Origin of the sequence: Klebsiella spallanzanii (assembly GCF_902158555.1) — a bacterium.
Taxonomy (GTDB): Bacteria; Pseudomonadota; Gammaproteobacteria; order Enterobacterales; family Enterobacteriaceae; genus Klebsiella; species Klebsiella spallanzanii.
On the sequence record NZ_CABGGS010000023.1, the window covers coordinates 327338 to 353506 of the forward strand.

Genomic DNA, 26169 nt, shown 5'->3' on the forward strand with positions numbered 1-26169 from the left:
TATTTCACTTGCCATTTTGGACTCGGGCAGTGCTCAGACAAAACTCACCGAGTTTTGAACGCCCTTCAGGGCGGCCCGAAGGGTGAGCGGAGCGAATCATCCTCACGTACTAAATGTACGCTCCGGTTTCTGCGCGCTGTCCGGGTCCAAACTGTCTGCGCCAATAACGACTGTTGGGATAAGCTCTAAGCATTACATCTCAATTTCAATATCCCCTTTTGCCCTGCAGCAGCAGGGCAAAATTTCTCCCGGCTGGATAAACGCCAGCGGCTCGGTCAGCCAGTCAACCTGACCGGAAACCAGCCGCGTGCGGCAGGAGCCGCAGTAGCCTTCGCGGCACTGATACTCCACGTCGATATTGTGCGATTCCAGGGCTGCCAGCAGGGAGGGATGTTCATCCTGACACTCAAGACGAGTGTCAGAAATTTTCAAAAAAATGCGTTTCATCAGAGCTGGAAGTTGCTCAGATCGTCGGCATCGACTTCGGAATCGATCTGCCCGACCAGGTAAGAACTGACTTCTACTTCCTGCGGCGCAACCTGCACGTTGTCGGACACCAGCCAGGTGTTGATCCATGGGATCGGGTTGGAGCGAGTCTGGAACGGCAGATCGAGACCGACCGCCTGCATGCGGATATTGGTGATGTACTCCACATACTGACAGAGAATATCTTTGTTCAGGCCGATCATCGAGCCGTCGCGGAACAGATAGTCCGCCCACTCTTTCTCCTGCTGCGCCGCCAGCACGAACAGGTCATAGCACTCCTGCTTGCACTCTTCGGCGATCTCCGCCATTTCCGGGTCGTCGACGCCAGAACGCAGCAGATTCAGCATATGCTGAGTGCCGGTCAGGTGCAGCGCTTCGTCACGGGCGATCAGGCGGATAATTTTGGCGTTGCCTTCCATCAGCTTGCGCTCGGCAAAGGCGAATGAGCAGGCGAAGCTGACGTAAAAACGGATGGCTTCCAGCGCGTTCACGCTCATCAGGCACAGGTAGAGTTTCTTTTTCAGCTCGCGCAGGTTTACGGTAATGGTTTTGCCGTTCACGCTATGGGTGCCTTCGCCCAGCAGATGCCAGTAGCTGGTTAGCTCGATCAATTCATCGTAATAGCTGGAAATCCCTTCTGCGCGTTTCTGAATCTGCTCGTTGGTGACGATATCGTCAAACACCACTGCCGGATCGTTAACAATGTTACGGATGATATGGGTGTAGGAGCGCGAGTGGATGGTTTCGGAAAACGCCCAGGTTTCAACCCAGGTTTCCAGTTCCGGAATCGAAATCAGCGGCAGCAGAGCGACGTTCGGACTGCGTCCCTGGATGGAGTCCAGCAGCGTTTGATACTTCAGGTTGCTGATAAAAATGTGTTTTTCGTGTTCCGGTAGCGCCTGATAGTCGATACGGTCACGGGAAACGTCAACTTCTTCCGGGCGCCAGAAGAAGGAGAGCTGTTTTTCAATCAGCTTTTCGAAGATGTCATATTTTTGCTGATCGTAACGGGCGACGTTCACCGGCTGACCAAAAAACATCGGCTCAAGCAGTTGGTCATTTTTCGTCTGTGAAAAGGTGGTGTATGCCATTGAAGTGAGTCCTGTTGAGATTGTATCGCCCGGCGGTACTTCGTTTGCCGGGCCTACAAAACCGTAGGCCGGGTAAGCGTAGCGCCACCCGGCAAAAATAACTTAGATCTTACATGCGCCGCTTTCGCAGCCGTCGTCCTGGATGGACGGAGCCAGATCGTCCTGGGCATCCTCCGCGCCATCACGGGTGTTGTGATAGTACAGCGTTTTGACGCCGAACTTATAGGCGTTGAGTAAGTCTTTCAGCAACTGCTGCATCGGCACTTTTCCTGACGGGAAACGCGTCGGGTCATAATTGGTATTGGCAGAAATCGACTGGTCGATAAACTTCTGCATAATGCCCACCAGCTGTAAATAGCCGTCGTTGTTCGGCATTTCCCATAGTAGTTCGTAGCCGTTTTGCAGTTTTTCGTAATCCGGAACCACCTGACGCAGGATACCGTCTTTCGACGCTTTGATGCTGACGTGACCGCGCGGCGGCTCAATCCCGTTGGTGGCGTTAGAGATCTGTGAAGAGGTCTCGGACGGCATCAGCGCGGAGAGCGTGGAGTTACGCAGACCGTGGGTTTTGATTGATTCGCGCAGGCTTTCCCAGTCGTAATGCAGGGATTCGCTGACGATAGCATCCAGGTCTTTTTTGTAGGTATCGATCGGCAGAATGCCTTTCGCATAGGTGGTTTCGTTAAACCATGGGCACGCGCCTTGCTCGATAGCCAGCTCGTTAGAAGCTTTCAGCAGGTAGTACTGAATGGCTTCGAACGTTTTATGCGTCAGGTTGTTGGCACTGCCGTCGGAGTAGCGTTTACCGTGCTTCGCCAGATAGTAGGCGAAGTTAATCACGCCAATACCCAGAGTACGACGACCCATCGCGCCGCGTTTAGCGGCTGGGATCGGGTAGTCCTGGTAATCGAGCAGGGCGTCCAGAGCGCGAACCGCCAGTACCGCCAGGTCTTCCAGCTCATCAAGGCTATCGATAACCCCGAGGTTGAAAGCGGACAGGGTACACAGCGCAATTTCACCGTTTTCATCGTTAACATCGTCCAGCGGCTTGGTCGGCAGAGCGATTTCCAGGCACAGGTTGGACTGGCGCACCGGTGCGACAACCGGATCAAACGGGCTATGGGTATTGCAGTGGTCAACGTTCTGAATGTAGATACGGCCGGTAGAGGCGCGTTCCTGCATCATCAGCGAGAACAGTTCAACCGCTTTAATACGCTGTTTGCGGATGCTGTCATCCTGCTCATATTGAGTGTACAGACGCTCGAACTCGTCCTGATCGGCGAAGAACGCATCGTACAGGCCCGGAACGTCGGACGGGCTGAACAGGGTGATATCTCCACCTTTCAGCAGACGGGTGTACATCAGCTTGTTGATCTGTACGCCGTAGTCCATGTGACGAACGCGGTTAGCGTCGGTACCACGGTTATTTTTCAGCACCAGCAGGCTTTCAACTTCCAGATGCCACATCGGGTAGAAGAGAGTCGCCGCACCGCCGCGCACGCCGCCCTGCGAGCAGGACTTCACTGCGGTCTGGAAGTGTTTGTAGAACGGAATACAGCCGGTGTGGAACGCTTCACCGCCGCGAATCGGGCTACCCAGCGCGCGGATACGACCGGCATTGATGCCGATACCGGCACGCTGGGAAACGTATTTCACAATCGCGCTGGAGGTGGCATTGATGGAATCCAGGCTGTCACCGCACTCAATCAGGACGCAGGAGCTGAACTGGCGAGTTGGGGTGCGCACGCCGGACATGATCGGCGTTGGCAGCGAGATCTTAAAGGTGGACACCGCGTCATAGAAACGCTTGATATAGTCCAGACGCGTCTCGCGCGGGTAGTTAGAGAACAGGCAGGCGGCAACCAGAATGTACAGGAACTGGGCGCTTTCGTAGATCTCACCGGTCACGCGGTTCTGCACCAGATATTTCCCTTCCAGCTGCTTAACCGCCGCGTAGGAGAAGGTCATGTCGCGATCGTGCTCGATGAACGAATCCATCTGCTTGAACTCTTCTTCCGTGTAGTCTTCCAGCAGATGAGTATCGTATTTGCCGTTTTTCACCATCTTCGTGACGTGATCGAACAGCGCCGGCGGCTCAAACTGGCCATAGGCCTTTTTACGCAGATGGAAAATCGCCAGACGGGCGGCGAGATACTGATAATCCGGCGCATCGCGGGAAATAAGATCCGCAGCGGCTTTGATAATGGTTTCGTGAATGTCGGCCGTTTTGATGCCGTCATAGAACTGGATGTGAGAACGCAGTTCTACCTGGGAGATGGATACGTTATTCAGTCCTTCTGCCGCCCAATCCAGCACGCGGTGGATTTTGTCGAGATTGATGCGCTCGGTGCTACCGTCGCGCTTTGTCACCAGCAGACTCTGATTCATGTGGGTTATACCTGTCCGTGAAAGAAAATATCCCCCACTTATCCACAGATGGCCGTTGTGACTAACTCTGTGGATAAATACTATATGTAGGGGGTTGTCGATAAAAGAAACGCTATATGGTGAGTATTCTAGTAAGGATTCTTTTGAGTACAAGAGTTGATTTTGACGTTAAATTGAGGTTGCGGAAGGGTAATAATCGCTAAGTCCACGCCACATAAGGCCTGGAGAAGATGTCAATAAATCAGAAAAAAAAATGAAAATTTGATCGAGTGCTGATTTCTTCATCGGAAGACAAAATCACGCGGCTTGATGCCGCGCAATTACCATAAGAAAAACGGCTGACGCTATGCGCTTTTTGCGCTGGTATGCAACATGTAGTTAACATCAACGCCCGGAGCCAGCTTGAAGGTGTTGGTCAGGGGATTGTAATGCAGGCCAGTAATATGCTGCTCTTTCAGAATAGTCTGATCAACCCAGCCAATCAGCTCCGCGGGTTTAATGAATTTCTTCACGTCATGAGTTCCCTTCGGCACCATCTTCATCACGTATTCGGCACCCACGACCGCCATCAGCCACGCTTTACCGTTGCGGTTAATCGTAGAGAAGAAGACCTGTCCGCCGGGTTTCACCAGCCGCGCGCAGGCGTGGACCACCGACTGCGGGTCCGGGACGTGCTCCAGCATCTCCATACAGGTGACGACGTCGTACTGTTGGGCATGCTTCGCTGCGTGCTCTTCAACGGTTTCCTGGACATAGTCGACCTGAATACCGCTCTCCAGGGCATGCAATTTTGCCACCTGCAGCGGTTCGAACCCCATATCCAGACCGGTGACCGTGGCCCCTTCCCGGGCCATGCTTTCTGCCAGGATGCCGCCGCCGCAGCCGACATCCAGCACTTTCTTACCAAACAGGCCGCCTGAGCGCTCCGCAATATAGCCAAGACGCAAAGGATTAATGCGATGCAATGGCTTGAACTCACCCTCTAAATCCCACCAGCGCGATGCGACGGCTTCAAATTTAGCGATTTCATTATGGTCAACGTTGTGGGACACCGACGGTTTTTCGGCATTCATGGGCGCTATTACTCCTGTTCAGTTCAGACCGGCAAGTATATCAGGCCTCCGCGATGAATAAACCGTCTATACCTGTCCCTGTCACGGCGCGAAATTCATTGGGTATAGGTTTACCCGTATCACCGCGGCTGTGTTATAATTTGCGACCTTTGAATCCGGGATACAGTAGAGGGATAGCGGTTAGATGAGCGACCTTGCGAGAGAAATTACACCGGTCAACATTGAGGAAGAGCTGAAGAGCTCGTATCTGGATTATGCGATGTCGGTCATTGTTGGCCGTGCGCTGCCGGACGTCCGAGATGGCCTGAAGCCGGTACACCGTCGCGTACTATACGCCATGAACGTATTGGGCAATGACTGGAACAAAGCCTATAAAAAATCTGCCCGTGTCGTTGGTGACGTCATCGGTAAATACCACCCTCATGGTGATACTGCCGTCTATGACACCATTGTCCGTATGGCACAGCCATTCTCCTTGCGCTACATGCTGGTAGATGGCCAGGGTAACTTTGGTTCGGTTGACGGCGACTCCGCCGCAGCGATGCGTTATACGGAAATCCGTATGTCGAAAATCGCCCACGAGCTGATGGCCGACCTGGAAAAAGAGACGGTGGATTTCGTCGATAACTATGACGGCACGGAGAAGATCCCTGACGTCATGCCGACCAAAATCCCGAACCTGTTAGTGAACGGTTCGTCCGGTATCGCGGTCGGGATGGCGACCAACATTCCGCCGCACAACCTGACCGAAGTCATCAATGGCTGTCTGGCCTATGTTGATAACGAAGACATCAGCATTGAAGGGCTGATGGAACACATTCCGGGCCCGGACTTCCCGACCGCCGCAATCATTAACGGTCGTCGTGGCATTGAAGAAGCCTATCGTACCGGTCGCGGTAAAGTGTACATTCGCGCTCGCGCGGAAGTGGAAGCTGACGCGAAAACCGGTCGCGAAACCATCATCGTGCATGAAATTCCGTATCAGGTGAACAAAGCGCGCCTGATCGAGAAAATCGCCGAGCTGGTTAAAGATAAACGCGTGGAAGGCATCAGCGCGCTGCGCGATGAGTCTGATAAAGACGGTATGCGCATCGTGATCGAAGTTAAGCGCGATGCCGTGGGTGAAGTTGTTCTTAACAACCTTTATTCACAGACTCAGCTGCAGGTCTCCTTCGGTATCAACATGGTTGCTTTGCACCATGGTCAGCCGAAGATTATGAACCTGAAAGAAATTATTGCGGCGTTCGTACGCCACCGCCGTGAAGTGGTGACCCGTCGTACCATTTTCGAACTGCGTAAAGCCCGCGATCGTGCGCACATCCTTGAAGCGCTGGCGATTGCCCTGGCCAACATCGACCCGATTATTGAACTGATTCGCCGCGCGCCGACCCCGGCGGAAGCGAAAGCAGGCTTGATCGCTCGTTCATGGGATCTGGGCAACGTTTCCGCCATGCTGGAACGCGCGGGTGATGATGCCGCGCGTCCTGAGTGGCTGGAGCCTGAATTCGGCGTACGCGACGGTCAGTACTACCTGACCGAACAGCAGGCGCAGGCGATTCTGGATCTGCGTTTGCAGAAACTGACTGGCCTTGAGCATGAAAAACTGCTCGACGAATACAAAGAGCTGCTGGAACAGATTGCTGAACTGCTGCACATTCTGGGCAGTGCCGATCGTCTGATGGAAGTGATTCGCGAAGAGCTGGAGCTGGTCCGTGAACAGTTTGGCGACGCGCGTCGTACGGAAATCACCGCCAACAGCGCTGATATCAACATCGAAGACCTGATCAACCAGGAAGATGTTGTTGTGACGCTGTCTCACCAGGGCTACGTGAAGTATCAGCCGCTTACCGATTACGAAGCTCAGCGTCGTGGCGGTAAAGGCAAGTCAGCTGCACGTATTAAAGAAGAAGACTTTATCGACCGCCTGCTGGTGGCCAACACCCACGACACGATCCTCTGCTTCTCCAGCCGCGGTCGTCTGTACTGGATGAAAGTTTATCAACTGCCGGAAGCCAGCCGCGGCGCGCGCGGTCGTCCGATCGTCAATCTGCTGCCGCTGGAAGCCGACGAGCGTATCACGGCGATTCTGCCGGTTCGCGAGTACGAAGAGGGCGTGAACGTCTTTATGGCTACCGCCAGCGGTACCGTGAAGAAAACGGCGCTGACCGAGTTCAGCCGTCCGCGTTCAGCCGGTATTATTGCGGTTAACCTCAACGAAGGCGACGAGCTGATTGGCGTCGATCTGACCTCCGGTCAGGACGAAGTTATGCTGTTCTCTGCTGCCGGTAAAGTTGTGCGCTTTAAAGAAGACGCGGTCCGCGCGATGGGCCGTACTGCTACCGGCGTACGCGGTATCAAGCTGGCTGGCGAGGACAAAGTTGTTTCTCTGATCATTCCACGCGGCGAAGGGGCAATCCTGACCGTCACGCAGAATGGTTACGGCAAACGCACCGCAGCTGAAGAGTATCCAACCAAGTCGCGTGCGACTCAGGGCGTTATCTCTATCAAAGTCACCGAACGCAACGGCTCCGTGGTGGGCGCAGTGCAGGTAGATGATTGCGATCAGATTATGATGATCACTGATGCCGGTACGCTGGTGCGCACCCGCGTTTCTGAAGTCAGTATTGTGGGGCGTAACACTCAGGGCGTTATCCTTATCCGTACTGCGGAAGATGAAAACGTGGTTGGCCTGCAGCGCGTGGCTGAGCCGGTGGATGACGAAGAGCTGGATGCTATCGACGGTAGCGCGGCGGAAGGCGATGATGATATTGCGCCGGAAGCGGATACTGACGACGACATCGCCGAAGATGAAGAGTAATCTTCTACGGTAATTGTTCTGAAAGGGTCGGGGTTATCCCCGGCCCTTTTTGTTTTCCGTTGCGGGAGTGTTGTTTTATCGTTACCTTAACGCCATTCTGTTGAGTCCTGACGGCCGAGCATCGCCACCTTGAAATATCTAGCATCTTTCCATACCACGTTAAAAGTTTCACGCTACCTGTTCAGAGCGCTGGCGGTACTGCTGTGGATGCTGATCGCTTTTGTCTCAGTGTTTTACATTGTTAATGCTCTGCACGATCGGGAATCGGAAATTCGTCAGGAATTTAACCTTAACGCCGATCAGGCGCAGCGCTACATTCAGCGCACGGCCGATGTGATTAAAGAGCTGAAATACGTCGCGGGTAACCGGCCAATGGATGGCAGTGAGGGCGGCGATACGCCAGCCCAGCGCGGCGAGATTGCTATCCCTAATTTTGAACCGCTCTACCCGGATTCTGACTGCGCGCTGATGAGTACCACTTGGCGTAATTCGCTACAGTCGTTGGCGTGGTTTATGCGCTACTGGCGCGATAATTTCTCTACGGCCTACGACCTCAATCGTATCTTTTTGATCGGCAGCGATAATCTGTGTATGGCCAATTTCGGCCTGCGTGATATTCCGCTGGAACGAGATCAGGCGTTAAAAGTTCTGCATCAGCGCATTGAACAGTATCGCGATGCGCCGCAAAACGAGCGCGGTAACAATCTATTCTGGATAAGCCAGGGCGTGCGTCCCGGCGTCGGCTATTTTTATGCGCTGACCCCAATCTATGTGGCTAATCGTCTGCAGGCGATGCTTGGGGTTGAGCAAACTATCCGAATGGAAAGTTTCTTTACCCCGGGTAGCCTGCCCATGAACGTGACCATCCTTGATGAAAATGGTCAATCGCTTATTTCCCTCGCCGGGTCGGACGGCAATATAAAGCCTGACGCGAAGTGGATGCAGGAGCGGCTATGGTTTGGCTATACCTCAGGTTTTCGTGAACTGGCGATGAAAAAAAGTTTGTCGCCGTCTTCCTTGAGCATTGTGTATTCGGTCTCGGTGGATCAGGTACTGGAACGCATCCGGATGTTGATACTGAACGCCGTGGTGCTCAATCTGCTAACCGGGGTGATCCTTTTTGCTCTTGCCCGGATGTATGAACGGCGCATCTTTATTCCGGCAGAGAATGACGCTCAGCGGCTGGAAGAGCATGAGCAGTTCAACCGAAAAATCGTCGCCTCTGCGCCGGTAGGTATCTGTATTTTACGTACGCTCGACGGCACTAATATCCTGAGTAACGAGCTGGCGCATAACTATCTCAACATGCTGACGCATGAGGACAGGCAGCGATTGACGCAGATTATCTGCGGTCAGCAGGTGAATTTTGTTGATGTGCTGACCAGCAATAATACTAACCTGCAAATCAGCTTTGTGCACTCGCGCTACCGTAATGAGAACGTGGCGATTTGCGTACTGGTGGATGTGTCGGCGCGCGTCAAGATGGAGGAGTCGCTGCAGGAGATGGCCCAGGCCGCTGAGCAGGCCAGTCAGTCGAAATCCATGTTCCTTGCCACCGTCAGCCACGAATTGCGTACGCCACTGTACGGAATTATCGGCAACCTCGATTTATTGCAGACCAAAGAGTTGCCTAAGGGCGTTGACCGTCTGGTGACGGCGATGAACAACTCCTCCAGCCTGCTGCTGAAAATCATTAGCGATATCCTCGATTTTTCAAAAATAGAGTCTGAACAGCTCAAAATTGAGCCGCGGGAATTTTCGCCGCGCGAAGTGATGAACCATATTTCCGCCAACTATCTACCGTTGGTGGTGCGTAAACAGCTTGGATTGTACTGCTTTATTGAACCTGACGTACCTCAGCTGATGTCCGGCGACCCGATGCGCCTGCAGCAGGTTATTTCAAACCTGTTGAGCAATGCGATTAAGTTTACCGACACCGGTTGTATCGTCCTGCATGTAGAACGGGCAGGCGACTATTTGCAGATCAGCGTACGCGATACTGGCGAGGGCATCCCGGCGAAAGAGGTCGTACGCCTGTTTGACCCGTTCTTCCAGGTCGGTACCGGCGTGCAGCGTAACTTCCAGGGAACCGGGCTCGGCCTGGCAATTTGTGAGAAGCTTATCAGCATGATGGATGGCGATATTGCCGTTGAAACCGAACCCGGTATGGGCAGTCGGTTTACTATTCGCATACCGCTTTATGGCGTACAAAATACGCTGCCGCCGATTATCAATGGCTTGTCTGAAAAATGCTGCTGGCTGGCGATTGATAACAGCTCGCTGGCTCTGTTTGTCGAGTCTCTGCTGAAATTCCATGGCATCCCGGTTCGTCGTTTTGAAGGGCAGGAGCCCGGATCGGAAGATATTCTGCTGACCGACAGCGAGACGCAGGCTGCCTGGTCCGGCGTGGCTTCCATTATCTTCTGTCGTCGGCATATCGGTATTGCGCAGGAGCGTGCGCCTGGCGAGTGGCTGCATAGCGTGGCGACGCCGCATGAGCTACTGCCGCTGCTGGGACGCATCTTCCATATTGCCGTGGCTAATGCGGAAAATGGGCCTGCGCTATCCGCGCCGGATACGCAAACCGCCAGCAATGATGACATGATGATTCTGGTGGTTGACGATCATCCGATTAACCGACGCCTGCTGGCCGATCAGCTTGGATCTCTGGGCTATCAGTGCGTGACGGCTAATGATGGGGTCGATGCGCTGAATGTCCTGAGCAAACAGCATATTGATATTGTGCTCAGCGACGTCAACATGCCAAATATGGATGGTTATCGCCTGACCCAGCGCATTCGCCAGCTGGGGCTTACGTTGCCGGTCATCGGGGTGACAGCCAACGCGCTGGCGGAAGAGAAACAGCGTTGCCTTGAATCAGGAATGGATAGCTGCCTCTCCAAGCCCGTCACTCTGGATGTTATTAAGCAGACTTTGACGGTTTACGCCGCACGGGTGCGTAAAGGAAGGGAGTAAAGGATTTTCCCGGATGGCATCTGCTATCCGGGAAGAGGGGCGTTAGTCTTTGTCCGTTGAACTCAGAGAAACGGAAGAGAGATAGTTCAGCAGGGCGATATCATTTTCTACGCCAAGCTTCATCATTGCCGATTTTTTCTGGCTACTGATGGTTTTGATACTGCGGTTGAGCTTTTTGGCAATCTCGGTGACCAGGAAGCCTTCGGCAAACAGACGCAATACTTCACTCTCTTTCGGCGACAGGCGTTTGTCACCGTAACCACCGGCGCTGATTTTTTCCAGCAGACGAGAAACGCTTTCCGGGGTGAATTTTTTGCCTTTTTGCAGCGCGGCCAGCGCTTTTGGCAGATCGGTCGGCGCGCCCTGTTTCAGGACGATCCCTTCGATATCCAGATCCAGTACCGCGCTCAGGATCGCCGGGTTATTATTCATCGTTAGCACAATGATCGACAGATCCGGGAAATGACGCTTAATGTATTTGATAAGCGTAATGCCATCGCCGTATTTATCGCCGGGCATGGATAAATCGGTAATCAGGACGTGTGCGTCCAGTTTAGGCAGATTGTTGATTAATGCCGTGGAGTCTTCAAACTCGCCAACAACGTTCACCCACTCAATTTGCTCAAGTGACTTACGAATACCGAACAGTACGATCGGATGGTCATCGGCAATAATTACGTTCATATTGTTCATGTATTAGGCTACCTTGCTACAGCAAGCTCTTGACGTAGACGTCAATGTCGCTGATATATTTTTCTATGCCTTGCGCATCTTTTTCACGAATCAGATGCTCAAGCGTTTCACATAACTGCTTGCCGGGTACCAGATTTAGCATAGCAAACGCCCCTTTGAGGCGGTGAGCGGTTTGCGCCAGCGCGGCGAAGTCGCTCGTTGCCAGTTCATTATACAGCCTCTTAACATCATCTGGTACCGTGTCGGCAAACAGCGCGTAATAGCCGCTGGCATGCAGTTCGGCGTTACTCTCACTTCCTGGAGAGGAGGAGTGGCCCTCTTCATCGGCCAGCTGCTGTTCAATCAGCTGCAGGATAGCCTCCTGCATTGCGGCGCTGATATTAAAATTGACGCGGAGCTGGCCGGGGCCAATTTTGCGTATTCCGGCTTCATCATCGCTTAAAAGCAAGCCCGAAGCAGTAAGATTAGACGGATTATCTGTCAAAAAGAGATCATATTGTTGACTTGTTACCCTATCGTCCGGCGTGATGCAGGTTGCCCCCCAGCTTTCAAGCTGGCGCATGACGATACGGCGCACTTCATTAGCGGTAATATCAAGTAATACCACGACGTCATCAAGCAGATGCTCTCCAGAATCGCGCTCTTCTTCACTGGCCGCCATTTTTAGATGCAGAGAATAGCGGGTACCCAGAGACTCGCGCGCTTTGATATTCAACTGACCGCCCAGTTTTCGCGTCAGGCGATCGCAGAGCCAGAAGGTAAGGGCGTTAGCTTTACCGTAGAGATCTGACTGCGTATCGTTGAGATACGGGAAGTGCATATTATCGATTTCATTGCCGGAAACGCCGTTGCCAGTATCGATAATTCGGAAGGTCAGGCGATCGTCTGCCGACTCTTCCTTGCTCACTTCCAGAGTAATTTTACCAATTGGCGTGGTGGTCACCGAGTACTGGATGAGAAGCAAAAGCGTACGGCGCAGGGCGTCGCGATCGCCATAGCGTTGTTCATTCGCCGGGAGCGCATTGTTGATCAGCAACTGCAGGCCTTTGCGTTTAATGATTGGCAGGACTTCAGGCACCACTTCATCTATCAGTTCCTGAATGGAGAACAGCCCCTGGGCGCTCTTCCAGCTATCGCTCTCCAGCAGGTTTGCCAGCTGTATTTCATCTACCAACTGCACCAGTTCATCAGCATGTTGGGCCAGTTTTCTACTTTCGGCAATGCCGAGCGCCGCGGCTTCTTCCGCTAGCGTCTGCGCAGGCTGCTTCAGCGCCGTGCCGATATGCTGCATAAAAGCGGTACGCCCCTGCTGGTTTTTTTCGAACAAACGCTGTGCCTGCTTGAGTTTCTTATTAACCAGAACTTCACGATCCTGATCGCGAATGATGAAGATTTGCGTACGAGGCGCGACCTGGCTACGGAATTGACGGATTTCATACAGTTCGTTATTCACCGTCGCCTGAATCACCCCCTGGTGCTGATCGGCCATATTAATGATGTTTTGCAGGTTCAGATGCGGCAGCAGATGATCGGCAATGGGATTACTGATTATTGTTCGATTGGATTCCTGGTCATGAACCAGTAGCCCCAGCGGTAACAGAGAGACAATTTCTTCATGAATTGCACGTTGGGCGTGCAGTTCACTATTGGCTGCCGAAGAGACCGATGTGCCAGCGACGCTTTTGCGACCGCTGTAGTGGCGGAAAGTGGTAAAACCGAACAGCGTTAACGCCAGCAGACCGATGGTCAACAGCAGCGGCAGTAAAATATTCTGTAAGGACTCCAGAATCAGCTCGCTAAAAGGCACCATCCATACCAGGCGCATACCGGTGGTATTAATGGTGGTGATAATTTCAATCTGTGGGCCATTAAAGTTGATGCTGACAATGTCGGCAGTTTCTTTATCCGGATTACTGGTGATGTTTTGCGAGGGGTCAGGCTCAAGGCGGAAATTCTCCAGCGACATGCTGGGAGGGATCAGATCGTTAATCGGCAGATCAAAAGCCACTACGGTCGCCAGATGGCCTGGCTGGTTGAAGGTGGTGCGTAAAGTAAAGTAGTAGCCATTTTGCCAGGCAAGGTGGCGCAGCGAAGAGAAGGTTTCGCGCTCATCCAGGGTATTTGCCTGGAGCAGCATTTCTGCCCGGCGAGACTCCACTACGTTGCTGATGGTTGATTCTTTGAAGCTGGATGACAAATCTTTCAGCGGTAGCGTTGAAACCAGAATCAGGCTGTTATCAAGCCCGTTCAGATAGTACATAGACCAGGGGATGGTTTCTGCGCCCCACAGAATGTCGAGATAGTTGGAGATTTTTTGCGTCATTTCCAGCGTTGAGCTGTCGTGGGAGCCAAAAATCAGCGCTTCGGTTTTACGTCTGGATTTTTCCAGATAGTAAACGTCCTGCTTTAAACGCGTTTCCTGTAAACCTGCGTCTCCTGTCGTGCTGGAAGGAGTTGCGGCAATGTTGTCGTAAATTTGCCAGGTGGCGTAGCGCCAGGTATCGATACGCTTATGCAAGTCATCGCTAACATCGACAACCTGATAGCTTTTATCTTTCAGCCAGGCGTTGACGGCGCTTTGAATCATGACCCCCATTGTTGCCAGCAGTACGACAACCATGAGAATGAAGAAGCGAGTAATGTTGCCTGGGATGAGGGAAAATTTTTTCGGGGTCATCGTGTGAGAGTACGACTCGTCAGTGTTTGTAAACGGACGGTTGCTTCAGGGTAACCGCAGATGTTACGAGCAGTATAAAGGTTAACGCCCAAAATCCATACATCTGAATATCATGCACCGAGTTTTTTGCCTTGAGATTTATCTTAAATCGATCGGGCAGGTAAAGATGTACGGCTTTGGGTATTTTGTACAATTACTTACGTATCCTTCATGAGAAATAGCACTAAATAACAAGAAATTATCTATATAACCTATCTTTCAGATGTAAGTTGTTTGATTAATAACCGTTATTTATTGTTGTGGGTAGCAGGGAATAATTAAAGATGTGTAAAGAAGGGTAAAAAAAACCGGATGCGAAGCATCCGGTTGAAATAGGGGTAAACAGACATTCAGAACTGAATGACGGTAATAAATAAAGTTAATGATGATAGCGGGATTAATTTTAGTCTCAGATGAGAATTTTGTTTTACCATTCAGTGCTATAGATATGTAAGCGCGTAACTTATTGACATTGATTGATAATTTTAATTTTTTGATTATTAGTGCTTATTTTGATGAGCTTTGTGAGTAGAAAAAAAGTTCCCCGGTATTTACATGTTGAAACATCTTGTGCGCATTTAGAAACATCTTAGAAGTTTTAGTATCATATTCTTGTTGGATTATTCTGCATTTTGCAGCACAATGAAATAGCCGACTGATTAGAAGGGTAATCAGTAAGCAGTGGCAATAATAAAAGGCATATAACAAACAGAGGGTTAATAACATGAAAGTTAAAGTACTGTCCCTCCTGGTACCGGCTCTGCTGGTAGCGGGCGCAGCAAATGCGGCTGAAGTCTATAACAAAGATGGCAACAAATTAGACCTGTACGGTAAAATCGACGGTCTGCACTATTTCTCTGACGACAAATCTTCCGATGGCGACCAGACCTATATGCGTCTGGGCATCAAAGGCGAAACTCAGATCAACGACCAGTTGACCGGTTACGGCCAGTGGGAATACAACGTTCAGGCGAACAACACCGAAAGCTCCAGCGATCAGTCCTGGACTCGTCTGGCATTTGCAGGTCTGAAATTCGGCGACGCGGGCTCTTTCGACTATGGTCGTAACTACGGCGTTGTCTACGACGTGACTTCCTGGACTGACGTTCTGCCGGAATTCGGCGGCGACACCTACGGTTCTGACAACTTCCTGCAGTCTCGTGCTAACGGCGTGGCAACCTACCGTAACTCTGACTTCTTCGGTCTGGTTGACGGTCTGAACTTTGCTCTGCAGTACCAGGGTAAAAACGGCAGCGTAAGCGGTGAAGGCGCGACTAACAATGGTCGTGGCTGGAACAAACAGAATGGCGACGGTTACGGCACTGCTGTAACTTATGATATCTGGGAAGGTATCAGCGCTGGTTTCGCGTATTCTCACTCCAAACGTACCTCTGAGCAGAACAGCATCAACACCAGATATACTGACTCTGACAACATTTCTCGCCGCATTCTGGGTGAAGGTGACAACGCTGAAACCTACACCGGTGGCCTGAAATATGACGCCAACAATATCTACCTGGCAACTCAGTACTCCCAGACCTATAACGCAACTCGTACTGGTAACATCGGTTTTGCAAATAAAGCGCAGAACTTTGAAGTGGTTGCTCAGTACCAGTTCGACTTCGGTCTGCGTCCGTCCGTGGCTTACCTGCAGTCTAAAGGTAAGGACCTCGGCCGTTATGGTGATCAGGATATCCTGAAATATGTTGATGTTGGCGCAACCTACTACTTCAACAAAAATATGTCTACCTACGTTGATTACAAAATCAACCTGCTGGACGACAACAAATTCACCAAAGATGCTAGCATCTCTACCGACGACATCGTTGCTCTGGGCCTGGTTTACCAGTTCTAAGCACGCTGAAGTTTCGAAAAAGGCGCCGATGGCGCCTTTTTTTATGCCCGGTTTAACCTTGCTGGTGTACTCTTTGAATCCCAGTAAGAGGAAGCCAATTTTTATGGATATCACTTTTTTCCGCGCCGCCCTGTTTGGGGTCTGCGTACTACTTTCAGGCTGTGATTCAGCCACCTCTCCACAGACGCCAAAATCTGCTGCCACCGTGCTGGATGGTAAAACCATGGGCACATTCTGGCGGGTCAGCGTGATGAACCTTGATGATGCAAAGGCTGAGGATCTACGCCAGAAAGTTCAGGCTCAGTTGGACGCTGACGATCGTTTGCTTTCCACCTGGAAGAACGATTCAGCGCTGATGCGCTTTAACCACTCGCCGAGCACCGCGCCGTGGCCGGTCAGCGAAGCGATGGCAGATATCGTCACGCTGTCGCTGCGAATAGGGGCTAAAACCCATGGCGCGATGGATATTACCGTCGGGCCGCTGGTCAATCTGTGGGGTTTTGGCCCGGATAAACAGCCGGTAAAAACGCCGGATGCGCAGCAAATTGCCGCCGCAAAAGCGCGCAGTGGGCTACAGCACTTGACGGTGATTAACCAGGCCAATAAGCAGTTTCTGCAAAAAGACATTCCGGATCTGTTTGTCGATCTCTCTACCGTAGGTGAAGGCTATGCCGCCGATCATCTCGCGCGTCTGATGGAGCAGGAAGGGATCTCGCGTTACCTGGTTTCAGTAGGCGGTGCGCTGGTGAGTCGCGGAATGAACGCCGAAGGGCAGCCGTGGCGGGTGGCCATTCAGAAGCCAACCGATCGCGAAAACGCGGTGCAGGCGATCGTCGATATTAACGGTCACGGGATCAGCACCTCCGGCAGCTACCGTAACTATTATGAGCTGGACGGCAAGCGCATTTCGCACGTTATCGATCCGCAAACCGGGCGACCAATCGATCATAAACTGGTGTCGGTGACCGTTATCGCCCCGACGGCTCTGGAGGCCGACGGTTGGGATACCGGATTGATGGTGCTGGGGCCGGAGAAAGCGCAGGACGTGGTACGCGAACAGGGGCTGGCGGTCTATATGATTGTCAAAGACGGGGATGGGTTCAAAACCTGGATGTCGCCGCAGTTCCGCGCGTTCCTCGTTGGCGAGAAAAATTAAACAGCAAGATTTCGGGTTTTTGCTAACGGATTTCGGCCCAGACTGAAGTTACACTTACAGCAGGAGTCCGTTATGCAACCGATAATGATTGATACCGACGAGCGCCGCTGGCAGGCGGTGTGTGAACGTGATGCTCGCGCCGATGGTCAGTTTGTGTTTGCCGTGCTGACCACCGGAATTTGCTGTCGCCCGTCCTGTCGTTCGCGGCGGGCGCTGCGGGAGAATATCCGCTTTTATCCCAACGTTGAAGCCGCGCTGGCGGAAGGCTTTCGTCCGTGCAAACGCTGCCAGCCGGAAAAGACAGACCCACAGCAGCAAAAGGTGGATAAAGTTGCCGCCGCCTGTCGTTTGCTGGAGCAGGAGACGCCGATAACGCTGGAAGCACTGGCGCAGCAACTGGCGGTCAGTCCCTTTCATTTTCACCGCCTCTTTAAATCCGTTACCGGCATGACGCCCAAAGCCTGGCAGCAGGCCTGGCGCGCTCGCCGCTTACGCGAGGCGCTGGGTCAGGGGGAGAAGGTTATCGATGCGGCGTTGTCCGCCGGTTTCCCGGATAACAGCAGCTACTATCAGCAGGCTGATGCTGCGTTGGGAATGACCGCCAGCCAGTTTCGCCGCGGTGGCGAAGATACCGATATTACCTGGATATGCGGCGATGGCCCGCTGGGGCGTTGCCTGGTGGCGGAGAGCGAACGGGGCGTATGCGCCGTACTGCCGGGCGATGATGACGTGTCTCTCTATAAGGAATTAGCCAGCCTGTTTCCCAATGCGCGTCTGCTGCCGGGCGGTGATGTTTTTCGCCAGCGGGTAGCGCAGGTTTTTTCCCATCTTGCTGACTATCGCCAGCCCATTTCGCTGCCGCTGGATCTGCGCGGCACGGCTTTTCAGCTTCAGGTCTGGCAGGCGCTGCGGCAGATCCCTGCGGGGGAAACCCGTAGCTATCGCCAGGTCGCGCAAAGCATTGGTCGCCCTCGCGCGGTCAGAGCGGTGGCAAGCGCCTGCGCCGCCAACAAGCTGGCGCTGGTTATCCCATGCCACCGGGTGGTTCGCGCGGGAGGGGCGCTATCAGGCTATCGTTGGGGAACAGCGCGCAAAGCGCTGCTGCTGGCTCGTGAGGCGCAAACCGAGGAGAACTGATGCTCGATCTTTTTGCCGATACGCCGCCCTGGCAGGAACCGCTGGCTCCGGGGGCGATAATTTTACGCCGCTATGTCCGCGACCGCGCTCCGGCGCTGTTGCAGGCTATTAGCGATATTGCCAACTGCTCTCCTTTTCGCCAGATGGTAACCCCCGGCGGCTATACGATGTCGGTGGCGATGACCAACTGCGGCAAACTGGGCTGGACTACCAATCAGCATGGCTATCTGTACGCTCATGAAGATCCGTTAACGGGCAAACCCTGGCCGCTGATGCCGCTGCTTTTCCTCGAGCTGGCCGCAGAGGCTGCCGCCGCTGGCGGCTATGCGCAGTTTACGCCGGATGCTTGTCTTATCAACCGCTATCAGCCGGGGACAAAGCTGTCGCTGCATCAGGATAAAGATGAACGTGATCTGCGCGCGCCGATAGTGTCCGTTTCGCTCGGGCTTCCGGCAATATTTCAGTTCGGTGGCCGACAGCGTAACGATCCGCTACAGCGGGTGCTGCTGGAGCACGGTGACGTGGTGGTCTGGGGCGGCGAATCGCGGCTGTTTTACCACGGTATTCAACCGCTGAAAGAGGGGATTCATCCTGATACTGGCCCCTGTCGTTACAACCTCACGTTCCGTCTTGCTGGTAATAAAGAATAAAAATAAGAATTATTCTTGCTGTCATCAGTAAGCAGTTTAAACTGCTCGCTGTTTTTGCTTGCCCGGATTAGCTGTTATGGAACTTCTTCTTCTTGTCTGGCGTCAGTATCGCTGGCCTTTTATCGCCGTTATTGCCCTGAGCCTGCTCAGCGCGGCGCTGGGTATTGGGCTTATCGCCTTCATTAACCTGCGCCTGATTACTATTGTTGATACCTCTCTGACGGTCTTGCCGGAATTCCTTGGGCTGTTATTGCTGCTGATGGCGGTCACGCTCGGCTCGCAACTGGCGCTGACCACGCTTGGCCACCATTTTGTCTACCGCCTGCGTGGTGAATTTATTAAGCGCATTCTGGATACCCAAATCGAGAAGATCGAGAAAATCGGCAGCGCGTCGTTGCTGGCGGGGTTAACCAGCGATATCCGTAATATCACCATTGCCTTCGTGCGTCTGCCGGAGCTGGTGCAGGGAATTATTCTGACCTTCGGTTCCGCCGCATATCTGGCGTGGCTATCGGGGAAAATGATGATGGTCACCGCGCTGTGGCTGGCGTTGACCATCTGGGGCGGATTTATGCTGGTATCGCGGGTCTATAAGCATATGGCCTCACTGCGCGAAACCGAAGACAAGTTATATCATGATTATCAGACGGTGCTGGAGGGGCGCAAAGAGCTGACCCTGAACCGTGAGCGCGCTGAATATGTCTTTAACCAGCTCTATCTCCCGGACGCGCGCGAATACCGGCACCATATCGTTCGCGCCGACACTTTCCACCTGAGCGCGGTTAACTGGTCGAATATCATGATGCTTGGCGCGATTGGCCTGGTCTTCTGGATGGCTAATAGCCTGGGCTGGGCCGATACGGCGGTGGCGGCGACCTACTCGTTGACGCTGCTATTCCTGCGTACGCCGCTGCTTTCCGCTGTTGGTGCGCTGCCAACTTTGCTCAGCGCCCAGGTGGCTTTTAACAAGCTGCATAAGTTTTCTCTTGCGCCGTACCGCGCTGAATTTCCACAGGCGCAGACGCACCCCGGCTGGCAAACCCTGGAGCTGCGCGATGTTGCGTTCCATTATCCCGATAATAGCTTCGCGGTAGGGCCGATTAATATGACCCTAAAGCGCGGCGAGCTGGTGTTCCTGATTGGCGGCAACGGGAGCGGGAAATCGACGCTGGCCATGCTGCTGACCGGTTTGTATCAGCCGGTTTCCGGGCAGATCCTGCTGGACGGGCAGCCGATGGCGGCGGATAAACCGGAAGATTATCGCAAACTATTCTCTGCGGTTTTCACCGACGTCTGGCTGTTCGACAGGCTGCTGGGGCCGGAAGGGAAAGCGGCCGATTCAGCGCTAGTGGATAAGTGGCTGGAATATCTGAAAATGAGCCACAAAATCCAGCTGGATAACGGCAAAATTCTCGATCTGAAGCTATCGAAAGGGCAGAAAAAGCGCGTGGCGTTACTGCTGGCGCTGGCTGAGGATAGAGATATCATCATGCTGGATGAATGGGCGGCGGATCAGGACCCGCATTTCCGCCGGGAATTCTACCAGGTGCTGTTACCGCTGATGCAGCAAATGGGGAAAACCATTTTTGCTATCAGCCATGATGACCACTACTTTCAGCATGCCGACAGGTTGCTGGAAATGCGCGGTGGCCAACTTTCTGAGCTAACCGGAAAAGAGCGCGAGCTGGCGACTCGCGATGCGGTTGCCCGTACTGCCTGATGACTTTACTACATCCCGGAGGCGTTAGCCGTCTTCCGGGATTACCTCTGGCTGCTGTTTTTTCCATCGACTGAATTCATAGCGGTTATTATTTCCCCCTCCTCGCGCTATGCTTAAGGCTTCCGGCCTGCTGGTCTGACAGATATTTTTACAAGGATTGCCTGACCGATGTCCGTTTTGCACAAAAAAAGCGCCAGATTGCGCGACGAAGAGCGCGCCCGTCTCATATGGTTACTGAGTACCGATAAAGCCGTTACATCTTCGCTGCTGGGCAAATTAACCCTGGCAGAACGCTATGATGACAGTACGCTTGCCGACGATCTGGCGGAAGTGGAAGTGCTGGTTTCCCATCTTCCGCCGCCGGACCTCGCCGATGCGCTCGAAGCGCTGCCCTACGACGCCCGTAATGCGCTCTGGCGACTGGTGGCCGACGACAAACGCGGTAAAGTGCTGCTGGAAGCATCGGAAAGCGTCTGGGGCGATCTCATCGAAGAGATGAGCGATCACGACCTGCTGTTTGCTCTGCAAAACCTTGATATCGATGAGCAGGTCTACCTGCTGCAACACCTGCCGCGTGATCTGACCGGACGTCTTTTGGCGACGCTGCCGCCGGATAAGCGTGCGCGCATTCGCCAGATGATGCGCTACGCCGACAATACCGTCGGTGCGATAATGGAGTTTGAAGTCATCACCGTCCGTCCGGAGGCCACGCTTGCAGCGGTACAACGCTATCTGCGGCGGTTGGGCAAAATGCCGGAAAATACCGACAAACTATTTGTGACCACCCGCAATAAGCTGCTGCTTGGTGAACTGGAGCTACAAACGATCCTGCTCAACGATGCTCAGAAGCGGGTAGGGGAAGTGATGGAAGGCGACCCGGTCACCTTCCAGCCGCATGAAGATGCCGAAAAGGTAGCGCGCACGTTCGAACGTGACGACTTACTTAGCGCCGCGGTTATTGACGCTGACGGCAAGCTGATGGGGCGTTTGACCATCGATGAGATTGTTGACGTGGTCTATGAAGAGACGGATAACGATTTACGCCGGATGGGCGGTCTGAGTAACGATGACGACGTATTTGCCCCGGTCAGTAAGGCGGTGAAGACCCGTTGGGCCTGGCTGGCGGTGAATCTTTGTACCGCGTTTATCGCCTCCCGCGTTATCGATGGTTTTGAACACACTATATCCCAGCTGGTTGCGCTGGCGTCGCTGATGCCCATTGTCGCCGGGATCGGGGGGAACACCGGTAACCAGACGATCACCATGATCGTGCGGGCGATGGCGCTACAGCATATTCAGCCGGGAAGTTTCACCTTTCTGATCCTGCGTGAAATGGGCGTTGCGCTGATCAACGGGATCGTCTGGGGCGGGATTATGGGGGCCATTACCTGGTGGCTGTACGATGACCCGCAGCTCGGCGGTGTGATGACGCTGGCGATGATGCTCAACCTGCTGATGGCAGCGATGATGGGGGTGATTATCCCGATGGTGATGGTTAAACTGGGCCGCGATCCGGCGGTCGGCTCCAGCGTCATGATTACCGCTATCACCGACACCGGCGGGTTCTTTATTTTTCTTGGGTTGGCGACGGTTTTTCTGATGTAGCCTGCGCTTTAGTACGCAGACGACGGGGGATCAGGGCCATCGAGACCAGGCCCGCCAGGACACCAATCGCCAGATTGCTGGTACCGACGGTCGCGCCGACGGTCACCAGCATCACCAGCGTTTCCGGCCATGGATTACGTGCCAGCTCGGCCGGACGAATGCTGTGCCAGCTAAAGGTTTTAACCGCCACAATCACCATCACCCCGGCGAGAACGGCCATCGGGATTTTCGCCATCACTTCGCTTAACCCCGTTACCAGCAATAGCAGCACCAGACCGGCGGCAATCGTTGAAACGCGGCTGCGCGCTTTCCCCATTTCAACGTTAACGATGGTCTGGCCGATCATCGCGCACCCGGCGATACCGCCGTAGAAGCCTGCGAGAATATTAGCAATGCCCAGACCGGCACTCTCACGTGCTTTGCTGGAAGGGGTGTGGGTCAGGTCATCGACCAGTTTTGCCGTTAGCAGCGACTCCATCAGACCGACAAAAGCGATACTCAGTGCGCAGGGCCAGATGATTTGCAGCGTTGTTAAGTCGAGCGGCACCATCAGACTGGTTAACCCCGGCAATCCGCCACTCATGGGGCCTTCATCGCCAACGGTCGGCAGCAGCTGGCCGCTGAAAACGGTAAACAGAGTCAGTAAAACGATAGCAATCAGCGGAGAAGGAACCGCCTTAATGTAGCGGGGAGCCCACAGCACAATCAGCAGCGTTAACACGAACAGGCCAATAATCAGCGGCTGCTTACTCCAGAAATGCGGAACCTGGGCGAAAAAAATCAGGATCCCCAGCGCGTTAACAAAACCTGTCATCACCGCCTGCGGGATAAAACGCATCAGGCGCGCCATACCGCAAATGCCAAACAAAATTTGAATGATGCCTGCCAGAATAACCGCAGGGAGAATATAGCCGACGCCATATTGATGCACCATCGGGCCGATCACCAGCGCCACAGAACCGGCGGCTGCGGTGACCATAGCCGGTCTGCCGCCCAGAACCGACATCGCCAGGCACAGCACCACGGAGGCAATCAGGCTAACTTTCGGGTCAACGCCTGCGATAACGGAAAAGGAGATGACTTCGGGAATCAGGGCCAGCGCGGTCAGTACACCCGCCAGGGTTTCACGCGTCAGCAGCGCAGGAGAGCGTAATATCTGGCCTAATGTGCCAGCGCGACTGGCAGTTGCGGAGTCAGAAACTGGTGGCATAAAAAAAGTTCGCAGAATATAAAAAAGAGGCGTGGCAACAGACGCTGCTTACGTGCGGTCCGTCACAAAACCGAGGATGATAGCGCGGAAGCGCCGCTGATACCAGTACAAAATGTGATTTGTGATACACATTTATTAAACATTTTTATAACAGATCTCAAAACTCAACTTAAAATTTAAACAATATTTAAATTTTTTTTCTTCAGTGTTACCTTTGAAGCCGAGAATCGTTTCACCTGCGCTAAATAAAAAAGCGAGTAAAGTAAGGCTCAAATCCGATGAAGAAAAAGATGGCCGTACCCAGCTCACAGGCGGTTGGTTCCAATAACACTCGGACCAACACCCGCCATGAGCAAGAGACGGATGTATTGTTGATTGGCGGCGGCATCATGAGCGCCACGTTGGGAACCTGGCTGCAGGAACTGGAGCCGGACTGGTCTATTACCATGGTCGAGCAGATGTCCAGCGTCGCGGAAGAGAGCTCGAACGGATGGAATAACGCGGGCACCGGCCATGCGGCGCTGATGGAACTTAACTATACGCCGCAAACCGCCAACGGAATCAATATCGATAAAGCGGTTGATATCAACGAATCGTTCCAGATTTCTCGTCAGTTTTGGGCCCATCAGGTGACGCGCGGCATTCTGAACAAGCCGAAGTCATTTATTAACAGCGTGCCGCACATGAGCTTCGTGTGGGGTGAAGACAACGTTAACTTCCTGCGCGCCCGCTATGCGGCTTTACAGCAAAGCGAGTTGTTCCGCGGCATTCGCTACTCTGAAGATCATCAACAAATTAAGCAGTGGGCACCGCTGGTGATGGAAGGGCGCGATCCGCAGCAGAAAGTAGCCGCCACCCGTACGGAAGTCGGTACAGACGTGAACTACGGCGAAATCACCCGTCAGCTGATCGCCGGGCTGCAAACCCATGATAATTTCTCTCTCCAGTTGGGTACCGTGGTGCGCCGCTTTAAGCGCAACGCTGATAAGAGCTGGACCGTGACGCTGGCGGACGCCAACAATCGCCACCAGAAACGGGTGATCAAAGCTAAATTTATCTTTATTGGCGCCGGTGGCGCGGCGCTGACTCTATTGCAGGAAACGGGTATTCCGCAGGCTAAAGAGTACGCGGGCTTCCCGGTCGGCGGACAGTTCCTGGTGTGCGAGAATCCGGATGTGGTTAACCACCATCTGGCGAAGGTCTATGGCCAGGCGGAAGTTGGGGCGCCGCCGATGTCGGTTCCGCATATCGATACCCGTATTATCGACGGCAAGCGCGTGGTGCTGTTTGGGCCGTTTGCGACCTTCTCAACGCGTTTCCTGAAAAACGGTTCGCTGTGGGATCTGCTGGCTTCAACCAATACGTCGAATATCATGCCGATGCTCAACGTGGGTCTGGACAACTTCGATCTGGTGAAATACCTGATTAGCCAGGTGCTGCAAAAAGACAAAGACCGCCATGCGGCGCTGTGTGAGTACTATCCGGAAGCGCGTAAAGAAGACTGGCGCCTATGGCAAGCCGGTCAGCGCGTGCAAATTATCAAGCGCGATAAGAAGAAGGGTGGCGTTCTGCGTTTGGGTACCGAAGTCGTCAGCGATGATGAAGGTACCGTAGCCGCGCTGCTGGGCGCATCGCCAGGTGCTTCCACCGCCGCGCCAATTATGCTGCAGCTGATGGAAAAAGTGTTCAAGGATAAGGTCAACTCAGCTGACTGGCAGGCGAAACTGAAAGCGATTATTCCTAGTTATGGTACGCGTCTGGATGGCAACGCCGCGGAAATTGAAAAGGCGCTGGCGTGGACCAGTGAGGTTCTGGAGCTGCACTATGAGCCGCTCACGGTTGCTGATGATGTTCCGCAGGCGGAGCTGAAGCCGCTGCCGGAGGGAAAACCTATCGCCGATATCGCGCTGTAACCCATTCTCCGGCGGCTCGGGCCGCCGGATTCTATCTCAAGGCATTAACGCTCAACGGCAGTGCCGATGGTCTCGTCCGCTCTCCAGATACGATATTTCACATCAACGTTGGCCGGGGTATAAACCACGATAGGTAATTTGCTGTTGTAGCGTAACATTCCCGCATCACCCAGGCCCGCCATTACAAACTGCTTCTCTTTTTTGCCGTCCGGGCAGGCCATCATGGTTGAGACGGGTGAAGTGACTTTATCAAATACGTAGTAGTCGTAGCCCCAGCCTTCCAGGGTTTTGCTTTCAAGTTGGCCGCCAAGGCGATGGCGATTACAGTCGACTTCCAGCGTCTGGCCAATCATCAGTTCAACTTTAAACGCTGATTCATCCTGCTGCTCCGGCAGCTGAATCACCTGACGCTTCATGCCTTTCTCCGCCTTAGGATACGGGGCGATTTTTTCCAGCGGCTGTTCTGCGGCCAGGGCGCTGGAGGAAACGCAGGCAACGGCCAGCAGGGAAATGGCAAACGTAGTGATTTTTTTCACGTGGGTAATCCTTTGTTATCATTCCTGAACAGCATAAGAGTAGCATTTATAAGATGAATAATAAGTGGTATTTACCAAAATTTTCATAATATATAGTTATAAATTCTGCAGGTTTGCAAGAGGGTTAACAGCCTCAACTTGAGGGC

At 53.3% G+C, this 26169-nt stretch carries 17 protein-coding genes; 9 read left to right on the plus strand and 8 right to left on the minus strand.

The window, feature by feature from the left end; genetic code table 11:
* Positions 1 to 192 precede the first annotated feature (192 nt).
* The 4 genes from yfaE to ubiG form a co-directional block, all read right to left on the minus strand.
* A complete protein-coding gene (gene yfaE, locus FN082_RS16630) occupies positions 193 to 447 on the minus strand; it encodes a class I ribonucleotide reductase maintenance protein YfaE (RefSeq protein ID WP_002913017.1) in 255 nt (84 codons plus the stop codon).
* Complete coding sequence (gene nrdB, locus FN082_RS16635; protein WP_112213027.1) at positions 447 to 1577, minus strand: class Ia ribonucleoside-diphosphate reductase subunit beta; 1131 nt, start codon at positions 1575 to 1577, stop codon at positions 447 to 449. Before nrdB ends, yfaE begins: the two co-directional genes overlap by 1 nt.
* A gap of 102 nt (positions 1578 to 1679) precedes the next feature.
* Positions 1680 to 3965: a class 1a ribonucleoside-diphosphate reductase subunit alpha gene (nrdA, locus tag FN082_RS16640; protein WP_139539119.1), complete on the minus strand. Its 2286-nt coding sequence runs from the start codon at positions 3963 to 3965 to the stop codon at positions 1680 to 1682.
* Between the two features lie 344 nt (positions 3966 to 4309).
* Entirely contained in the window at positions 4310 to 5038 is a 729-nt protein-coding gene (ubiG, locus tag FN082_RS16645) for a bifunctional 2-polyprenyl-6-hydroxyphenol methylase/3-demethylubiquinol 3-O-methyltransferase UbiG (protein ID WP_139539118.1), read from the minus strand.
* A gap of 184 nt (positions 5039 to 5222) precedes the next feature.
* On the opposite strand from ubiG, the gene gyrA reads away from it, so the two are divergent.
* The gene (gyrA, locus tag FN082_RS16650; protein WP_142461986.1) at positions 5223 to 7856 is read left to right on the plus strand and encodes a DNA topoisomerase (ATP-hydrolyzing) subunit A; all 2634 of its coding nucleotides are present in this window, start codon (positions 5223 to 5225) and stop codon (positions 7854 to 7856) included.
* Between the two features lie 129 nt (positions 7857 to 7985).
* Positions 7986 to 10832 carry a two-component system sensor histidine kinase RcsC gene (gene rcsC, locus FN082_RS16655; protein ID WP_142981948.1) on the plus strand — a complete coding sequence of 949 codons (2847 nt, stop codon included), beginning with the start codon at positions 7986 to 7988 and terminating at the stop codon, positions 10830 to 10832.
* A gap of 42 nt (positions 10833 to 10874) precedes the next feature.
* Here rcsC and rcsB read toward each other — a convergent pair whose 3' ends face one another.
* Complete coding sequence (rcsB, locus tag FN082_RS16660; protein WP_004103995.1) at positions 10875 to 11525, minus strand: response regulator transcription factor RcsB; 651 nt, start codon at positions 11523 to 11525, stop codon at positions 10875 to 10877.
* A gap of 16 nt (positions 11526 to 11541) precedes the next feature.
* On the minus strand, positions 11542 to 14202 hold the full coding sequence (gene rcsD / locus FN082_RS16665) for a phosphotransferase RcsD (protein ID WP_142981949.1): 2661 nt from the start codon (positions 14200 to 14202) through the stop codon (positions 11542 to 11544).
* Between the two features lie 763 nt (positions 14203 to 14965).
* Between rcsD and FN082_RS16670 the strand changes: the two genes are divergently transcribed.
* From FN082_RS16670 to mgtE, 6 genes are all read left to right on the plus strand, one after another.
* On the plus strand, positions 14966 to 16096 hold the full coding sequence (locus FN082_RS16670; RefSeq protein WP_142466958.1) for a porin OmpC: 1131 nt from the start codon (positions 14966 to 14968) through the stop codon (positions 16094 to 16096).
* Between the two features lie 103 nt (positions 16097 to 16199).
* Positions 16200 to 17252 (plus strand): FAD:protein FMN transferase ApbE, encoded by a 1053-nt coding sequence (gene apbE / locus FN082_RS16675; RefSeq protein ID WP_142461983.1) that lies wholly within the window; start codon positions 16200 to 16202, stop codon positions 17250 to 17252.
* A gap of 72 nt (positions 17253 to 17324) precedes the next feature.
* Positions 17325 to 18389: a bifunctional DNA-binding transcriptional regulator/O6-methylguanine-DNA methyltransferase Ada gene (gene ada / locus FN082_RS16680; protein ID WP_142981950.1), complete on the plus strand. Its 1065-nt coding sequence runs from the start codon at positions 17325 to 17327 to the stop codon at positions 18387 to 18389.
* Entirely contained in the window at positions 18389 to 19039 is a 651-nt protein-coding gene (alkB, locus tag FN082_RS16685; protein ID WP_142466964.1) for a DNA oxidative demethylase AlkB, read from the plus strand. Before ada ends, alkB begins: the two co-directional genes overlap by 1 nt.
* A 76-nt stretch (positions 19040 to 19115) precedes the next feature.
* Positions 19116 to 20759 (plus strand): multidrug ABC transporter permease/ATP-binding protein, encoded by a 1644-nt coding sequence (locus FN082_RS16690; protein ID WP_142981951.1) that lies wholly within the window; start codon positions 19116 to 19118, stop codon positions 20757 to 20759.
* A gap of 168 nt (positions 20760 to 20927) precedes the next feature.
* Positions 20928 to 22364, plus strand: coding sequence for a magnesium transporter (mgtE, locus tag FN082_RS16695; protein WP_142461979.1), 1437 nt, complete (start codon positions 20928 to 20930; stop codon positions 22362 to 22364).
* Here the strand turns inward: mgtE and FN082_RS16700 are convergent.
* Positions 22327 to 23574, minus strand: coding sequence for a SulP family inorganic anion transporter (locus FN082_RS16700; RefSeq protein WP_139539108.1), 1248 nt, complete (start codon positions 23572 to 23574; stop codon positions 22327 to 22329). The genes mgtE and FN082_RS16700 overlap by 38 nt on opposite strands.
* Positions 23575 to 23852: 278 nt before the next feature.
* Between FN082_RS16700 and mqo the strand changes: the two genes are divergently transcribed.
* The gene (mqo, locus tag FN082_RS16705; protein WP_139539107.1) at positions 23853 to 25487 is read left to right on the plus strand and encodes a malate dehydrogenase (quinone); all 1635 of its coding nucleotides are present in this window, start codon (positions 23853 to 23855) and stop codon (positions 25485 to 25487) included.
* Between the two features lie 44 nt (positions 25488 to 25531).
* On the opposite strand, the gene eco is transcribed toward mqo, so the two are convergent.
* Entirely contained in the window at positions 25532 to 26023 is a 492-nt protein-coding gene (eco, locus tag FN082_RS16710; protein WP_139539106.1) for a serine protease inhibitor ecotin, read from the minus strand.
* Between the last annotated feature and the right edge of the window lie 146 nt (positions 26024 to 26169).

What these genes read in the sequence shown, in the direction of transcription:
- apbE (WP_142461983.1), top strand. Translation starts at nt 16,200, where the DNA reads ATGGATATCACTTTTTTCCGCGCCGCCCTGTTTGGGGTCTGCGTACTA.
- rcsB (WP_004103995.1), bottom strand. Translation starts at nt 11,525, where the DNA reads ATGAACAATATGAACGTAATTATTGCCGATGACCATCCGATCGTACTG.
- yfaE (WP_002913017.1), bottom strand. Translation starts at nt 447, where the DNA reads ATGAAACGCATTTTTTTGAAAATTTCTGACACTCGTCTTGAGTGTCAG.
- ubiG (WP_139539118.1), bottom strand. Translation starts at nt 5,038, where the DNA reads ATGAATGCCGAAAAACCGTCGGTGTCCCACAACGTTGACCATAATGAA.
- rcsD (WP_142981949.1), bottom strand. Translation starts at nt 14,202, where the DNA reads ATGACCCCGAAAAAATTTTCCCTCATCCCAGGCAACATTACTCGCTTC.
- nrdA (WP_139539119.1), bottom strand. Translation starts at nt 3,965, where the DNA reads ATGAATCAGAGTCTGCTGGTGACAAAGCGCGACGGTAGCACCGAGCGC.
- mgtE (WP_142461979.1), top strand. Translation starts at nt 20,928, where the DNA reads ATGTCCGTTTTGCACAAAAAAAGCGCCAGATTGCGCGACGAAGAGCGC.
- gyrA (WP_142461986.1), top strand. Translation starts at nt 5,223, where the DNA reads ATGAGCGACCTTGCGAGAGAAATTACACCGGTCAACATTGAGGAAGAG.
- FN082_RS16670 (WP_142466958.1), top strand. Translation starts at nt 14,966, where the DNA reads ATGAAAGTTAAAGTACTGTCCCTCCTGGTACCGGCTCTGCTGGTAGCG.
- nrdB (WP_112213027.1), bottom strand. Translation starts at nt 1,577, where the DNA reads ATGGCATACACCACCTTTTCACAGACGAAAAATGACCAACTGCTTGAG.
- alkB (WP_142466964.1), top strand. Translation starts at nt 18,389, where the DNA reads ATGCTCGATCTTTTTGCCGATACGCCGCCCTGGCAGGAACCGCTGGCT.
- FN082_RS16700 (WP_139539108.1), bottom strand. Translation starts at nt 23,574, where the DNA reads ATGCCACCAGTTTCTGACTCCGCAACTGCCAGTCGCGCTGGCACATTA.
- mqo (WP_139539107.1), top strand. Translation starts at nt 23,853, where the DNA reads ATGAAGAAAAAGATGGCCGTACCCAGCTCACAGGCGGTTGGTTCCAAT.
- ada (WP_142981950.1), top strand. Translation starts at nt 17,325, where the DNA reads ATGCAACCGATAATGATTGATACCGACGAGCGCCGCTGGCAGGCGGTG.
- FN082_RS16690 (WP_142981951.1), top strand. Translation starts at nt 19,116, where the DNA reads ATGGAACTTCTTCTTCTTGTCTGGCGTCAGTATCGCTGGCCTTTTATC.